Origin of the sequence: Nonomuraea solani, from assembly GCF_900108335.1 — a bacterium.
Lineage (GTDB): Bacteria > Actinomycetota > Actinomycetes > Streptosporangiales > Streptosporangiaceae > Nonomuraea > Nonomuraea solani.
Map to the genome: position 1 here is coordinate 139812 of NZ_FNVT01000005.1, position 14794 is coordinate 154605.

14 protein-coding genes are annotated in these 14794 nt (G+C 70.8%); 7 read left to right on the forward strand and 7 right to left on the reverse strand.

Annotated elements, in window-relative coordinates:
* Positions 1-2 precede the first annotated feature (2 nt).
* Complete coding sequence (locus tag C4V41_RS20345) at positions 3-779, forward strand: GntR family transcriptional regulator (protein ID WP_103957487.1); 777 nt, start codon at positions 3-5, stop codon at positions 777-779.
* Here the strand turns inward: C4V41_RS20345 and C4V41_RS20350 are convergent.
* Complete coding sequence (locus C4V41_RS20350; protein ID WP_103957488.1) at positions 757-3114, reverse strand: GcvT family protein; 2358 nt, start codon at positions 3112-3114, stop codon at positions 757-759. The two genes, C4V41_RS20345 and C4V41_RS20350, sit on opposite strands and share 23 nt — an antisense overlap.
* A gap of 69 nt (positions 3115-3183) precedes the next feature.
* On the opposite strand from C4V41_RS20350, the gene C4V41_RS20355 reads away from it, so the two are divergent.
* Together C4V41_RS20355 and C4V41_RS20360 are read left to right on the forward strand one after the other, a co-directional pair.
* The gene (locus tag C4V41_RS20355) at positions 3184-4089 is read left to right on the forward strand and encodes a phosphotransferase (protein ID WP_103957489.1); all 906 of its coding nucleotides are present in this window, start codon (positions 3184-3186) and stop codon (positions 4087-4089) included.
* A 4-nt stretch (positions 4090-4093) separates the two neighbouring features.
* Positions 4094-4699 carry a DUF4126 domain-containing protein gene (locus C4V41_RS20360; RefSeq protein ID WP_103957490.1) on the forward strand — a complete coding sequence of 202 codons (606 nt, stop codon included), beginning with the start codon at positions 4094-4096 and terminating at the stop codon, positions 4697-4699.
* Positions 4700-4810: 111 nt separating this feature from the next.
* On the opposite strand, the gene C4V41_RS20365 is transcribed toward C4V41_RS20360, so the two are convergent.
* Positions 4811-5665, reverse strand: coding sequence for an alpha/beta fold hydrolase (locus tag C4V41_RS20365; protein WP_103957491.1), 855 nt, complete (start codon positions 5663-5665; stop codon positions 4811-4813).
* Positions 5666-6433, reverse strand: a complete 768-nt coding sequence (locus tag C4V41_RS20370) for a glucose 1-dehydrogenase (RefSeq protein WP_268808626.1) — start codon at positions 6431-6433, stop codon at positions 5666-5668.
* A gap of 140 nt (positions 6434-6573) precedes the next feature.
* Here C4V41_RS20370 and C4V41_RS20375 point away from each other — a divergent pair, with 140 nt between their 5' ends.
* Positions 6574-7179, forward strand: a complete 606-nt coding sequence (locus tag C4V41_RS20375; protein WP_103957492.1) for a hypothetical protein — start codon at positions 6574-6576, stop codon at positions 7177-7179.
* A 72-nt stretch (positions 7180-7251) separates the two neighbouring features.
* Entirely contained in the window at positions 7252-7653 is a 402-nt protein-coding gene (locus C4V41_RS20380) for a PDDEXK family nuclease (RefSeq protein ID WP_103957493.1), read from the forward strand.
* Here C4V41_RS20380 and C4V41_RS20385 read toward each other — a convergent pair.
* Positions 7629-8117, reverse strand: coding sequence for a hypothetical protein (locus C4V41_RS20385; RefSeq protein ID WP_103957917.1), 489 nt, complete (start codon positions 8115-8117; stop codon positions 7629-7631). The genes C4V41_RS20380 and C4V41_RS20385 overlap by 25 nt on opposite strands.
* Positions 8118-8714: 597 nt before the next feature.
* Between C4V41_RS20385 and C4V41_RS20390 the strand changes: the two genes are divergently transcribed.
* The gene (locus C4V41_RS20390; RefSeq protein ID WP_103957494.1) at positions 8715-9590 is read left to right on the forward strand and encodes a serine protein kinase RIO; all 876 of its coding nucleotides are present in this window, start codon (positions 8715-8717) and stop codon (positions 9588-9590) included.
* Positions 9591-10338: 748 nt separating this feature from the next.
* Here C4V41_RS20390 and C4V41_RS20395 read toward each other — a convergent pair.
* Positions 10339-10872, reverse strand: a complete 534-nt coding sequence (locus tag C4V41_RS20395; protein WP_103957495.1) for a PadR family transcriptional regulator — start codon at positions 10870-10872, stop codon at positions 10339-10341.
* Positions 10873-10929: 57 nt separating this feature from the next.
* On the opposite strand from C4V41_RS20395, the gene C4V41_RS20400 reads away from it, so the two are divergent.
* Positions 10930-11691, forward strand: coding sequence for an alpha/beta fold hydrolase (locus C4V41_RS20400; RefSeq protein ID WP_103957496.1), 762 nt, complete (start codon positions 10930-10932; stop codon positions 11689-11691).
* A 321-nt stretch (positions 11692-12012) separates the two neighbouring features.
* Here C4V41_RS20400 and C4V41_RS20405 read toward each other — a convergent pair whose 3' ends face one another.
* Both C4V41_RS20405 and uvrB read right to left on the reverse strand, forming a co-directional pair.
* A complete protein-coding gene (locus C4V41_RS20405) occupies positions 12013-12603 on the reverse strand; it encodes a PepSY domain-containing protein (RefSeq protein ID WP_103957497.1) in 591 nt (196 codons plus the stop codon).
* Positions 12604-12663: 60 nt separating this feature from the next.
* Positions 12664-14775, reverse strand: coding sequence for an excinuclease ABC subunit UvrB (uvrB, locus tag C4V41_RS20410; protein ID WP_103957498.1), 2112 nt, complete (start codon positions 14773-14775; stop codon positions 12664-12666).
* Between the last annotated feature and the right edge of the window lie 19 nt (positions 14776-14794).

Genomic DNA, 14794 nt, shown 5'->3' on the forward strand with positions numbered 1-14794 from the left:
ATATGGTCGGGACCCCGCCTCACCTGGAGCGTGGCACGGGCGTCCCCGCGCACGTGCAGATCGAGCGGTGGCTGCTGGAGTCGATCTCCCGGGGCGACCTGGCGCCGGGCGACCGGCTGCCCGGCGAGCGGGAGCTGGCCGGGCGGCTGGGCGTGAGCAGGATGACGCTCAGGCAGGCCCTGGCCACGCTGGAACGCGACGGCGTCCTGCTCAGGGTGCCCGGCAGGGCGGGCGGCGCGTTCGTGGCCGAGCCGCGCATCGAGTGCGACCTGACCGGGCTGGCCGGGTTCACCGAGCAGATGCGGCGCGCCCACCTGCGGGCCGAGGCGCGCATCCTGGCCGCCAGGACGGTGCCCGCGACGGGCGCGGTGGCCCGGGCGCTGGAGGTGGAAGCGGGCGCGCCGGTGCACGAGGTGGCGCGGGTGCGCTCGGCCGGTCTGTCGCCGGTGGCGCTTGAGCGCTCCTACTTCCCCGACCTGCCCGGCCTGCTCGGCCAGGACCTCACCGGCTCGCTCTACACGCTGCTGGCCACCCGCTACGACCTGGCGCCGCACACGGCGGTCGAGCACCTCGACCCGGTGATCGCCAGGGCCGAGGACGCCGCCGAGCTGGGCATCGCGCCGGGCGCGCCGCTCATGCTGATCGAGCGCACGGCGTACGCGGTGGACGGCACGCCGGTGGAGTTCGCCCGCGACCTGTTCCGCCCCGACCGGGTGCGGCTCACGGTGCGCAGCGGGGTCACGGTGCGCAGCGGGGTCACGGGACCAGCGGGGTCTTGACCACCGTGCCCGGCACCCACGCGCCCTCGACCTCGATCTCCACCGCGGCGCCCGGCTGGACCTCCAGGTAGGTGTAGGCGATCGACTCGCCGACGGTGTAGCCGTAGCCGCCCGAGGTGACGCGGGAGACCACCTGGCCGTCCACCCGGACGGGCTCGTTGCCGAGCGCGACGGCTCCCGGGTCGCTCAGCGTGACGCAGCGCAGCCGCCGGGCCGGGGCCGGGTCGAGGGCGTCCCGGCCGAGAAACTCCTTGTCCGGCTTGACGCAGAAGCCGAGCCCAGCCTCGTACGGCGTCGTCTCCGGCCCGATGTCCGCGCCCCACACCCGGTAGCCCTTCTCCAGCCGCAGGCTGTCGATCGCCCGGTAGCCGCCGGCCACCAGGCCGTGCGCCTCGCCCGCCTCCCACAGCGTCCGCCACAGCGCGAGGCCGTACTCGCTGGAGCAGTAGAGCTCCCAGCCGTGCTCGCCCACGAACGTCACCCGCAGCGCCAGCACCGGCACGTCGCCCACGGTGATCTCCCGCGACGACATGAACGGGAAGTCCATCGGATCGGGCGTGAGCCCGCTCATGATGTCGGCGGCGCGCGGCCCCCAGAGGGCGAAGCAGGCGTACTGGCCGGTCACGTCGGCGATCCGGGCCTTCGAGCCGGTGTGCGCGGCCTGCTTGCGCAGCCAGCCGAGGTCGTGCGAGCCGAACGCGGTGCCGGTGACGATGAGGAACTCCTCCTCGCCGCGCCTGGTGACGGTGAAGTCGCACTCGATGCCGCCGCGCCGGTTGAGCGCCTGTGTGTACGTCACCGCGCCCACGTCACGGGCGACCCGGTTGTCGCACACCCACTCCAGCAGCGCGGCCGCGTCAGGCCCGGAGACCTCGATCTTGGAGAACGAGCTCTCGTCGAACAGCCCCGCCGCCGTCCTGGTGGCCCGGTGCTCCGTGCCCGTCGCCGACGACCACTCGCGGCCCGCCCACCCGCGCGGCCGCTCCTCTTCGCCGCGCTGGTTGACGGCGTAGTAATTGACGCGCTCCCAGCCCGACTTCTCCCCGAAGACGGCGCCGTGGGCGGCGTGCCAGGAGTAGGCGGGCGAGACCCGCAGCGGCCGCCCGGCGGAGCGCTCGTGGCCGGGGTAGCGGATGTCGTAGTAGGTCTCGTAGTTCTCGACCGAGCGCTTGAGCGTGTACGACGGCGAGCGGTACTGGCGGCCGAACCGGCGCACGTCCATGTGCCACAGGTCCATGCTGGGCTCGCCCTCGACGATCCACTCGGCCATCACCTTGCCGATGCCGCCCGCGCCCGCGATGCCGTGCGCGCAGAAGCCGGCGGCGACGAAGAACCCGGCCACCTCGGTCTCGCCCAGGCAGAACTCGTTGTCGGGGGTGAACGCCTCGGGGCCGTTGATCAGCTTGCGGATGCCGACGTCGGACATCGCGGGCACGCGAATCCTGGAGTTATCGGAAATTTCCTCAAATCTGGGCCAGTCCTCCGGCAGGAGGCGTCCGTTGAAGTCGCCCGGCACCGCGTCGTAGGCGTTCCGGCCGGCCGTCCAGGGCGCGCACGTGCGCTCGTAGCCGCCCATGACCAGGCCCTGGACCTCCTGGCGGTAGTAGACGAGCAGATCGGGGTCGCGCAGCGTGGGCAGGCCGGTGTGGTCGTGGAAGGCGTCGCTGACGACGTACTGGTGCGACATCGGCACGATCGGGATCCGCGCGCCGGCCATGCGGCCGATCTCGGCCGCGAACATGCCGCCGCAGTTGACCACGATCTCGCAGGCGATGTCGCCCTGGTCGGTGTGCACACCGGTGACCCGGCCGCGCTCGACGCCGATGCCCAGCACCCGGACACCGGTGCGGATGGTCGCGCCGCCCTCGCGGGCGCGGGCGGCCAGGGCGTAGCAGAGCTGCGACGGGTCGATCTGACCGTCCGTCGGCAGGTACGCCGCCCCCACGACCCCCTCCGGGTCCATGAGCGGGAACAGCTCCACCGCCTCGGCCACCGAGATCTCCTGAAGCGGCAGCCCGAACGTGCGCGCCCAGCCGATCTGGCGGCGGATCTCCTCCATCCGCTCGGCGGTGGAGGCCAGCTTGATGCCGCCGCACTCCGTCCATCCGGCGTCGAGGGTGCGGTAGAGCTCGACGGAGTACTGGTTCATCCGGGTCAGCGTGGGGTCGGCGCGCAACTGGCCGACGAGCCCGGCGGAGTGGAAGGTGGAGCCGCTGGTGAGCTCGTCGCGTTCCAGCAGGACGACGTCGCGTTCGCCGAGTTGGGTGAGGTGGTAGGCGACGGACGCGCCGCCCACCCCGCCACCGATGATCACGATCCGGGCCGAGTCGCTCATGGTCGCGAGGCTAACCGGCGCGCCGTAAAAGGTCTAGACCGTTCGGGGTGGTGGCGCCTAGCATCGAGCATGGCCGCGCCCGAGGTCCTCGATCGCATCCCCCTGCTGTCCGGCGTTCCGCGCACCGTGGAGCTGTTGCCCGGCGGGCTCACCAACCACAACTACAAGGTCACCGTCCCGTCCGGGTGTTACGTGGCGCGCGTGTGGGCCAGCGACGGAAGCCTCCTGGCCATCGACAGGGACGCCGAGCACGCCAACTCGATCGCGGCGGCGGCCGCGGGGGTCGGGGCGCCGGTGCACGACTACCGGCCGGGGCTCGGGGTGCTGGTGGTGGGCTTCCTGCCGGGGCGTACGTTCACCGAGGCGGACCTGCTGGATTCGGCGAATCTGCCCCGGGTGGCCCGGGCGTGTCGCCGGCTGCACGCCGGGCCCCGGTTCGTCCGCGATTTCGACATGTTCGAGGTGCAGCAGCGGTATCTGGCGATCGTACGGGAACGCGGCTTTCGCCTGCCTGAAGGCTATCTGGACTTCATGCCCACCGTCGCACAGATCCAGAAATGTCTGGCGGTGCGCGACGAGGGAACCGTGCCGTGCAACAACGACCTGCTGCCCGGCAACATCCTCGACGACGGCGAGCGCATCTGGCTGATCGACTACGAATACTCGGGCAACAACGACGCCTGTTTCGAGCTGGGCAACATCTGGAGCGAGTCCGACCTGCCGCTCGGCCACCTGGAGGAGCTCGTCACCGCCTACTACGGCCGGCGCCTCCGCCACAAGATCGCCCGTGCGCGCCTGCTGGGCCTGATGTCCAAATACGGCTGGACGCTCTGGGCCTCCATCCAGGACGGCGCCAACGAGAGCATCGACTTCGACTTCTGGTCGTGGGGGATGGAGAAGTACGAGCGGGCGGTGTCCGAATTCACCGGTTCCGGTCTGGTGGCGCTCATGGACGAGGCGGCGCGGGCAGACTAGGGGGATGCTCGCCGCTCTGACCGGTCTGGGCCTGTCCACGGCCGCCGGACTCAACGCCTATATCCCGCTCCTGGTCGTGGGCGTGCTCGCCAACTTCACCGACGCCGTGAAGCTCCCCGACGGCTATGCCTGGCTGTCCAACTGGGGCGTGCTCGCGGTGATCGCGGTGCTGCTGGCCGCCGAGATGGTGCTCGACAAGGTGCCCGCCGTCGACAGTGTCAACGACGCCATCCAGACCGTCGTACGCCCCGCGTCGGGCGGCGTGGTCTTCTCGGCCACGAGCGCCGCCGCCGAGTTCGAGAACTCCACCTGGATGACCGAGCACCCATGGACCGGCTGGCTGCTGGGCATCGTGGTGGCGCTGGCCGTGCACGCGCTCAAGGCCGCCGCCCGCCCGGTGATCAACGCGGGCACGGCGGGCGTGGGCGCGCCGGTCGTGAGCACGGCCGAGGACGCCGGCGCGCTCGGCATGAGCCTGGTCGCCGTGTTCTCGCCCGTGCTGGTGATCGTCGCGCTGCTGCTGCTCGCGGTGCTGGCGTGGTGGCTGATCAGGCGGATACGCCGCTTCCGCGCCCGCAGGAAGGCCGCCCGGAGTCAGCCGCCCGGCTGATGCCGGGTCCGCCCGCGGGATGACGCGCCGCGGCCCCGTCCGCTCCTACCGTTGGTCACCAGGAAGCGAACGAACGTGTGAGCGTCACCGTGGCCCCCGCCCTTGGCACGCTCACACCGTGGCAGGCCCGGCGGCGGTCGCACCCGCGCCGCCGCCGGGTCTTCCACGCTCCAGTCTGCGCAGCCAGCCCTCCAGGACGTGCACGAACTCGGCCGGCCGCTCCTCGTGCAGCCGGTGGCTCGACCCCTCCCAGCACACGACCTTGGACGCCGGGTCCTTCAGCAGCCCGGCCTCCCACCTCGCCCGCTCGGGATCGGCCCAGATCGACAGCACCGGGCATCGCCGGCGTACCAGGAAGTCGTCGCTGGCCGGGCGCAGCCCGATGGCGCCGGGGGCGGTGAACAGCGCCTCGAACGCCTCGGCCAGGACGTGCGGCGGCATGCCGTACAGCCGGCGTTTGTGCCAGCGCCTGATGACGGCGGGGGTGGCGGCGTTCGTACACCACTCGTCGATCTGCTCGGCGACGGCGTGCGCGTGCTCGCCGCGCAGGCCGGCGACCATCCGGGGGACGTCGAGGGCGGGGCCGGGCGTGAGGCCGTAGCCGGGGTCGAGGGTGACGAGGCCGCGTACCCGCTCAGGGTGCTCGACGGCCAGGATGGAGACCACCTGGGCGCCCATGGAGTGACCGACCGCGACCACCTGGGCGATGTCGAGACGGCCGAGCAGGACGTCGAGGTCCCCGGCCATCGCGCGCGGCGTGTTACCCGACTCCGGGACGGAGGAGTAGCCGTGCCCGCGCAGGTCCACGGCGAGCACGCGGCGCCTGGCGGACAGCGCGTCGATGTGCCAGGACCACTGGTGGGAGTCGGTACCCCAGCCGTGCACGAGCAGCAACGGCGTCCGCTCGCCGGCTCCGTCGTCCGTGTAGAACAGCCTGACCCCTTCGCCGACGTCCGCGTACGGCATCTACGCACCGCCCTGCTTGTTCAGGAGGGGCAGCAGGCCACTCTCGCCGGCCGTCCAGCCGCCGTCGATGGCCAGTTCGGCGCCCGTCACGTAGGAGGCGGCGTCGGACAGCAGGAAGGCGATCGCCTCCGCGACCTCCTCGGGCTCCCCCCACCGCCCGGCCGGGGCCAGCGGGAAGGTGCCCTCCCCCGACACGGCCCCGAACGACTCCGTCATCGGCGTGACGATCATTCCGGGATGTACGGAGTTGACCCGGATACGATCCCGCCCGAACTCCAGCGCCGCGATCTTGGTGAGCCCGCGCACGCCCCACTTGGAGGCGCCGTACCCGCCCGTGCCGGGCAGGGCGAACAGGCCCGCGACCGACGACAGGTTCACGATGGCGCCGCCGCCCGCCGCGCGCATGGGTGCCACCACCGCCTTGAGCCCCAGGAAGACGCCGACCAGGTTGACCTGGAGCACGCGCTCGAAGTCGTTCAGGGACTGCTGCTCTATGGGCAGCGTGATGGCGATGCCGGCGTTGTTCACCAGGCCGTCGATCCGCCCGTACGTCTCCAGGGTCTCGGCGACCACCGCGGCCCACTGCTCCTCGCTCGTCACGTCGTGCGCGATGAACCGGCCGTCGAGCTCCTTGGCGGTGGCCGTACCCTCTTCCGTCAGCACGTCGGTGAGCACGATCCGAGCTCCGGCCGCGACGCACCGCCGCGCGGTGGCCGCGCCCATGCCGCGGGCGCCTCCTGTGATGATCACAATCTTGCCGTCCAGCACGTGCTCTGCCCCTTCCGCGGCGACCCTGCGAACATGTGCACTGAAACACAGCGACTCTCGATCGATCAAGTGCTTGCTTGGGCCCGCGCGCCAGTTCTGCTCCGGCGCACTATCCTTCAAGTCATCAACCCCCACAGGAGGTGGCGAAGATCGGCGAGTTCCTTGTCATCGTGCTGGTGATCCTGGCGTTCCTCCTGCTGCTGGGCGGCGTGGGGATCTACCTGCTGGTCAAGCTGGGCAAGAAGGCGGCGGTGAAGGCCAAGCAGGCCACCACCCGGCTGTCCGCGCACGTCAACGCCATGGGCACGGGCGACGCCGCCGAGGTCGAACGCCTCCGGCTCGACCTGCGCCGCGAGGTCTCCCTCACCCGCCAGGCCGTCGAGCAGGCGCAGAGCCAGGGCTGGGGGCTGGGCGACCTGCCCCGGCTGCTGGCCGACCTGTCGGCGCAGGCGGACGTGCACGACGGGCAGCTCGGCATGTACGCCCAGCAGCGCCGCGTGTCGCCGTACGTGGACCACGCGACCCTCGACCGGCTTCGGGAGCACCAGGCCAAGCTGACGGCGATGTGCGCCCGCATCCGGGCCGACCTGCTCGGCGACCAGGTGCAGCACACGGCGACGGGCATCGCCGACCTCTCCTCGCGCACGGACCTCGAAATCGAGGCCCGCCGCCGTGCCCCCGACCCCCTGGACGAGATCGACGAGCTCTACCGGCGCACCATGGAGGAACGCAGAGACCGCCCCTGACGACGGCGTGACATCACGTGTTCGCCCCGTGAGTTCTTATGAGGCGGGCCCGATGACCACGACCCTTCCCGAGTGGTTCTGTGCCCCGGCCCACCGGGCGGCTGGACCACCGACAGGCTCGATCACCTTCCTCCCGACGCGCCCCGGCACGTCGAGCTGATCGACGGGTCGCTCGTCCTGAGGCCGCCGCAGACGGGTTTCCCCATGCTCACGGTCCGCCTGTTCGAACAGGCACTCCGTCAGCCTGCGGAGCCGGCGGTGGCGCGCGAGATGACGGTCACTCTGGGAGCCCGCCAGCGGCCCGAACCGGACATCAAGACCTACGTCCCCACCGGCATCCACCTGCGGGCGGCCGCAGACCTATGCCGGCTTCGACGTGGACATCGACCTCTCCCCCACATGACCGCCGGCCGCCTGATCGAAATGGCCGGCACCGGCCGCCCGATCGCTCACCTCCGGGACCACTCGTTGTAGATGGCCGCGGCCAGCTCCGCCTCCGAGGCGCCTCTGTTGGCCATGGCCTTGATCGCCTGCGCCTGAGCCCTGGTGGGAAGCGCGCCTTCCAGGAGGGCGGGCAGGCTGAGCCGCCGCAGCAGCACCTCCGACGCCGAGATCCCGGATGGGCGGCGCGCCACCGAAACGTTGACCCGCAGCGCGTGCTCGTTCCCCGGCGGAACACCGGGCCGGTCGGCCTCCCTGGCCACGTACCGGAAGCCGTTGGCCAGGTCGCACGGCGCACACCCGGCCGGCCCCCTGCTCAGCTTCCCGCCGCACGCGGCACACACCAGGCGGTCGTAGGCGGCGTCGACCACGCGCCAGAGGTGCTTGTCCGGCTCATCCACGACCATCTCGGCGATGATCCGCTCATCGGACGGCTCCGCGGCGCCGAACTCCCGCCCGAGAAAGTCCCGCCAGCCCACCTCGACGATCTCATCCACCAGCCCGGCGCACCTGCCACAACCGGGCGCTCCGGCAGGCTCCCAGTAGCCGCATTCCGGACACCGTCTCATGGGCGCACGCTACAAGGCCGCCCAGGAACGGCGCACCGCAATATCGGCCCGCACGATCAAGCCATTGATCGACCCACCGGGTCATTGATCGGCCCGCCGAGCCGTTGATCGACCCACCGATCCAGCCCGCCACCCAAAACCGCCGACCAAGCCCCACCGAGCACGCCACCCAGAGCCGCCGACCAAGCCCCACCGAGCACGCCGCCCAAAGTTGCCGGCCCAGCCCAACCAAGCACGCGACCTCAACCCGCTGACCAGCCAGCCGAGCACACCACCCGGGCCCGCCGACCGGGTCCACCCCCAAGCCCATCACCCTCAACTTCCGCCCGAAACCCGGCTTTATGGGTTGCGGATATCTGGCCGTGCCCGGCATACTCGGGCGAGTTGATCGAAGCGACCCGAAGGAGGGTGAGACTGTGATGACGATTGCTCGCGTGCCGTTTTCCGCGTCCCCACACCTCCCCGCCGGGCATTCGCTGACCTGATCACCGCGCCGGTGGGACTCACTCTTGGAGTACATCCACCGTGCCGAAACACTCGCAACACCGTTCTCGTGGCAAGTACGCCCTCGACGCCGACGACATCGCCTGGCTCGAAACCACCCCTGACACCGACGACGGCCCGCCGGAAGGCGACCGCTGGTCCACCTGGGACCAGAGCACGCCGACGGAGAAGGGCCCGCGCCCGTACCCGGACTGGCTGGTCACCGAACTGGCGGCCGTCGATACCGAGTACGGCGTGCTCAAGACCGGCAAAGAGGCCGACGTCCATCTGATCTCGCGCGGCGTACCCGGCACCGACCGTACATGCCTGCTGGCCGCCAAGCGCTACCGCTCCTCCGAGCACCGGCTGTTCCATCGCGACTCCAGCTACCTGGAGGGCCGCGCCACCCGCGACGACCGCATGAACCGGGCCATGGCCAACCGCACCGCGTTCGGCAGGCAGGCGATCGCGGCGCAGTGGGCGGTGGCCGAGTTCGGGGCGTTGTGCCGGCTTTGGGAGCTGGGGGTGCCGGTGCCGTACCCGGTGCAGATCGTCGGGACGGAGATCCTGCAGGAGTTCATCGGAACCTCGGACGGGTACGCGGCACCGCGCCTGGCCCAGGTGTCCGAGGGCCTCACCGACCTGTGGGACCAGCTCGTGGCGGCCATGATCACGCTGGCCGCGGAAGGGCTCGCCCACGGGGACCTGTCGCCGTACAACCTGCTGGTTCACAACGGCAGGCTGGTCATCATCGACCTGCCCCAGATCGTGGACGTGATCGCCCACCCGACCGGCCCCTCGTTCCTGGACCGCGACGCCCGCAACGTCGCCACCTGGTTCGCCGCCAAGGGCGTCCCCACCGCCGACCCCGACTCCCTGTCCGCCCTGCTACGGAAAGAGGCGGGCGTGGCCGCATAACGGAGAGCTGAAGGCAGAGGCGGCCGCATAGCCAGAGAGTTGACAGGTAGAAGCGGCCGCATAGCCAGAGAGTTGGCAGGCGGAAGCGGCCGCATAGCCGGATAGACGGCGAACGGCGGCCGCCCACATCCAGAGCCCCCGCCACCAGGACAGCACGGCCCCACAGGGAAACGCGCTCATGGCAAGGCGAGGGCACGGTCGTGGCAACGTGCACACAATGGGGCGCAGGCGTGACGGTGGGGAGCGGTTCCACGACAGGGCGCGGGCGTGGCTGCGGACGCGAACACCCCACCGTGGCACAGCGCACGGGCACGGCGCACGGCGCACGGCGCGGCGGCCGGGGCGCGGCGCGGAAGTGGCTGCGGGGAACGGAGCCGGAGGCCGAAGCGGTCGCGAAGCCAGAACTGGAAGATCGGAGTGCCGCACCGACCAGAGCCCAGGGGTCGAGGGCGGCCACACCGACCAACGCCCAGGGTCGAAGCAGCCGCACCGACCAACGCCCAGGGTCGAAGCAGCCGCACCGGCTTGGACCCAAACATCGGAGCGGCCGCAGCGACCAGGACCCACGCATCGGAGCGGCCGCAGCGACCAGGACCCATGCCTCGAAGTGGCCACACCAATCCGAAGCCACGGTCGGAGGGGTCGCGTCGACACCATGTTCCTGAAGCCGGAGCGGTCATGCCAGGCAGGAGAACGGCCCGAGGCGGGGACCTCAAGGCATGAGCCCGAGGTGGGAGCCGTTGTTCGGTTATGGGGCAGGGGTTTCGAGGGTGGTGATGGTCGCGTGGAGCCAGGAGAGCTCGGCCTCGCTGGTGGCGTGGGCGATGGTGAGCAGGCCCTGCCTGAACGGGTCGCCGAACTCCTCGGCCCCCATCGGCCGGTCCCCGTCGTAGAAGAAACTGGTCGGCTCCTCCAGGAACGCGAGGCGCCGCCGCAACACCGCCGCCTGATCCTCGGGCGTCTCCAGGTGGCGGAGGAACGCCAGCAGGGTGAACCACCGGTTCTCGTCGCTGATGTCCAGCTCGTCCGGCTCCCGCAGCCGTCGTTCCAGATCGGCGCGTCCCTCTGGGGTCAGGTAGAGGACGCGCCGGGGTGCGGCGGCCAGGCCGGGCTCGTCTTTTCTGGTCACCCAGCCGGCGGTGGCCATGCGTTTGATCGCCGGGTAGAGCGTCCCGTCGGCCACCGGGCGTACGTGTCCCATCAGTGCCGCCACCCGCCGTCGCAGGTCGTAACCGTGTAACGGCCGGTCTCTGAGGAACCCGAGTATCGCCAACTCCAGCATGGTTCAAGCATACCTCGGAGCCGATATATATTTATCCCGATATAGAAGGAGCCCGTTATGCACGATGCCATCGTTCACCCCGGCGGTGCTCGCATGCGCTGGGTGGAGTTGCCCGGCGCGGCGCCGGCCCGCGTCTACGTCCACGGCCTCGGTGCCACCTCGGCCCCCTACTACGCCGCGGTCGCCGCTCATCCTCTGCTGCCGCGCCGCCGTTCGCTCCTGATCGACCTGCTCGGGTTCGGCATCAGCGACTGTCCCGAGGACTTCACCTACACCCTGGAGGCGCACGCCGACGCCCTGGCCGAGGCGCTGCGCAAGGCCGGGGTCGCGGGGGCGTCTGTGATTGCGCACAGCATGGGCGGCGCGGTGGCGATCGACCTGGCCGCCCGCCATCCCGAACTGGTCGCCGGCCTGATCCTGGTGGACGCCAACCTCGACCCCTATTCCCCGGCCCTCGTCCTGCCGGGAGGCAGCGGCATCGCCTCCTACACCGAGGAGGAGTTCGTGGCGGAGGGCTGGAAGGAGGTACGCGACCGGGTGGGCCCGCACTGGTGGTCCACGATGCGCCTGGCGGACCTGCGCGGCCTGCACCGTACGGCGGCCGGCCTGGCCAAGGGCACCACGCCCCCGATGCGCGAACTCCTGATGGGCCTGCCGATCCCCCGCGCCTATCTGCATCCGGTGGACACCGAGCCCCAGGCGGCGGACGGGCTGCGGGCGGCGGGTGTCGAGGTGCTGGCCGTCCCCGAGTCGGGCCACAACATCATGCTGGACAACCCCGAGGCGTTCGTCCACGCACTCCTCCCCCGCCTCCCCTGAAGTCCTTGCGGCCACTTCCCGCGAGGCCGCCCATTCTGAAGGGGCCGCCCGTTTGAAGGGCCGCCTGCCCATGAGGGCGCCCGCCTTTGAGGTCGGCTGCCCCGAGTCCGTCCGGTTGTGAGGCCGCCCGCCCATGAGGCCACCTGGCCTCAGGCCACCCGCCCTTGGGGCCGCTCGCTTTGAGGCCAGTTGCCCTGAGTCCGGCCGGCGTGAGGCTGCATGCTCTGAGACCGCCCGTGCTTGAGGTCGCCTCCGCCGAGGCCACCTGCCCTGGATCCGCCCCCCTTGAGGCTGCTCGCACTTGAGGCCCCTGGGGTCGGGTCAGGTGGTGGTGCCGTTGTTTCGGGTGACGGTGCCGGTGGCCGCGTCGATGGCCACCTCGCGCTTGACGCCGTTGGAGGTCACCACGTCGGACTCCCACACCGTCCGGCCGGCCTCGCCGTCCAGGTTGAGCTCGGTGATGCGGCCCTCGGGCACGGCGGCCAGGATCTTGTCGGCCGCCTGCGCGTAGTCGAGCTTGGCCGCGGCGACCCGTTCGCGGTGTTTCGCCTTGTCGGCCGCGTCCTCCCCCTCGGTGGCCGGGCCGCGGACGACCTTGCCCGCTTGCACGTCCATCTCGTGCTCGGTGCCGTCCCGGCCCACCACCTGGACCTCCCAGAGGGTGCCGTTCTCCTCGGTCTCGATCGAGATGAGCCGGGAGCCGGGCACCGCCGCCAGGGCGGCCTGGGCGGCGGCCTTGAGGTCGGCCGGGCCGGGGGACGCCGTGGCGCTGCCGGGCGGGGAGGTGGCGGAGGGGGTGCCGGGGGTCGGGGACGACCACACCGCCAGCCGTTCCATCTCCCGCGCCACGGTGCCGCAACCCCCCGCCAGCAGCGTCGCTCCGACCAGGGTCCCGATGATCGTTTTGTTCATACCCTGGACGCTGCCCGCCCGCAGGTAAAAGCATTCGCCCAGGTCAGGCGGCGTATAGCCCTATTCGACCCCCGCCTCGCGCATGTCGCGCAGCTCGCGCTTGAGCTCCTTGATCTCGTCGCGCAGCCGGGCGGCCACCTCGAACTGCAGGTCGGCCGCGGACTGGTGCATCTGCTCGGTCAGCGACTCGATCAGGGTCTCCATCTGGGCCCGCGGCATCTCGCCCGCGATGGTCTTGGCGTGCTGGCCGGCCTGCCGGGCGGCGAACCCGGGCACGGGCGCCTTGCCCCGCGACTGCTGCCGGCCGCTGCCGCCGAGCAGCTTGTCGGTGTCGGCGTCCTCGCGCTGCAGCGAGTCGAGGATGTCGGCGATCTTCTTGCGCAGCGGCTGCGGGTCGATGCCGTTGGCCTCGTTGTAGGCCGTCTGCTTGGCCCGGCGCCGGTTGGTCTCGTCGATCGCCCGCTCCATGGAGGGGGTGACCTTGTCGGCGTACATGTGGACCTGGCCGGAGACGTTACGGGCGGCGCGGCCGATGGTCTGGATCAGCGACGTCTCGGAGCGCAGGAAGCCCTCCTTGTCGGCGTCGAGGATCGCCACCAGTGACACCTCGGGCAGGTCGAGGCCCTCGCGCAGCAGGTTGATGCCGACGAGCACGTCGAACTCGCCGGTGCGCAGCTCGCGCAGCAGCTCGATGCGGCGCAGCGTGTCGACCTCGCTGTGCAGGTAGCGCACCCGGATGCCGAGCTCCAGCAGGTAGTCGGTCAGGTCTTCCGACATCTTCTTGGTGAGCGTGGTGACCAGGACGCGCTCGTCGCGCTCGGCCCGCTCGCGGATCTCGTGCACCAGGTCGTCGATCTGCCCCTTGGTGGGCTTGACGACGATCTCGGGGTCGACCAGCCCGGTCGGGCGGATGACCTGCTCGACGACGTCGCCCTTGACCCGGCCCAGCTCGTAGGAGCCGGGCGTGGCCGACAGGTAGACGGTCTGGCCGATGCGCTCCAGGAACTCCTCCCACTTCAGCGGCCGGTTGTCGAGCGCCGACGGCAGCCGGAAGCCGTGGTCGACCAGGGTGCGCTTGCGGGAGGCGTCGCCTTCGTACATGGCGCCGATCTGCGGCACGGTCTGGTGGGACTCGTCGAGGACGAGCACGAAGTCTTCGGGGAAGTAGTCGAGCAGCGTGTTGGGCGCGCTGCCGGGCTCGCGGCCGTCCATGTGGCGCGAGTAGTTTTCGATGCCGGAGCAGGTGCCGATCTGGCGCATCATCTCGATGTCGTACGTCGTGCGCATCCGCAGCCGCTGCGCCTCCAGCAGCTTGCCCTGCCGCTCCAGCTCGGCCAGCCGGTCGGCCAGCTCCGCCTCGATGCCCGTGACGGCGGCGGCCATGCGCTGCTCGCCCGCGACGTAGTGGGAGGCGGGGAAGATGTAGAGCTCCTCGTCCTCGGTGATGACCTCGCCGGTCAGCGGATGCATGGTCGAGAGCTTCTCGATCTCGTCGCCGAACATCTCGATGCGGACGGCGAGCTCCTCGTATTTCGGGATGATCTCGATCGTGTCGCCGCGCACCCGGAACGTGCCCCGGGTGAAGGCCAGGTCGTTGCGTGTGTACTGCATGTCGACCAGGCGGCGCAGGAGCTGGTCGCGGTCGACGTCCATGCCCACGCGCAGGCGGGCCATGCGGTCGACGTATTCCTGCGGCGTGCCCAGGCCGTAGATGCAGGAGACGGAGGCGACCACGATCGTGTCACGCCGGGTGAGCAGCGAGTTGGTGGCCGAGTGGCGCAGCCGCTCGACCTCGTCGTTGATCGAGGAGTCCTTCTCGATATAGGTGTCGCTCTGCGGCACGTAGGCCTCAGGCTGGTAGTAGTCATAGTAGGAGACGAAGTATTCGACCGCGTTGTTGGGCAGCATCTCGCGCAGCTCGTTGGCGAACTGCGCGGCGAGCGTCTTGTTGGGCTGCATGACCAGCGCGGGCCGCTGCAGCCGCTCGATCAGCCAGGCGATCGAGGCCGTCTTGCCGGTGCCGGTGGCGCCCAGCAGGACGTTGTCCTTCTCCCCGGCCTTGACGCGGCGCTCCAGCTCGGCGATGGCCGTGGGCTGGTCGCCAGAGGGAGTCATCTCGGTGACGACCTCGAAGGGCGCCACCTTCCGCTGCAAATCTGTGACCGGACGCATGGTGCCACTGTAGGCGGCC